Annotated in this window: 1 pseudogene; it reads right to left on the bottom strand. The window is 59.2% G+C overall.

The window, feature by feature from the left end:
* Positions 1–358 (bottom strand): annotated as a pseudogene (locus tag CF68_RS34345) (reverse transcriptase domain-containing protein); the annotation flags it as partial.
* Positions 359–510 lie beyond the last annotated feature (152 nt).

Raw genomic sequence — 510 nt, 5'->3', positions numbered from 1 at the left:
GAGCGTCGTGTGTCGATCGCCCTCGCCGATACCCAAAGTTGGCATCGTCGAATATCGGTTCGAAGACCGGCTCCAGCCGGTTGAGCAGTGCCTGCTGACATACCCGGTCGTAAATCGACGGGATGCCAAGCTTGCGGAACTCTCCCGGCTTGCCCATCTTCGGGATCGAGACCTGCCGGACCGGTTGCGGCTGATAGGTTTGCGCGCGCAGTTCCGCCTGCAGCCGGTCCAGTTGCTGGTCCGCCTGGTCAGCGAAGTCTGCCACGCTCATCCCATCTATGCCGCCACTTCCCCGGTTGGCCCGAACTCGCTCCCAGGCAACCTCCAGATTCTTCCGTTGATAGACCTTGTCAATCAATGAGTGGACTTTCCTTGCCTCCATCGGGTTGATCCAATCGGACAGTCTCCTCGGACGCGGATGTACGGGTATTTCACTCATGGAACTGATCCTCCTCTGCGTCCTTACTCACTGCCTTCCCGGTTCTTCCCAATCATCTTCGCCGGCTGCCT

The sequence above is a fragment of the Cupriavidus sp. SK-4 genome (assembly GCF_000611125.1).
Taxonomy (GTDB): Bacteria; Pseudomonadota; Gammaproteobacteria; order Burkholderiales; family Burkholderiaceae; genus Cupriavidus; species Cupriavidus necator.
This window is presented reverse-complemented; position numbering and strand designations above follow the sequence as displayed.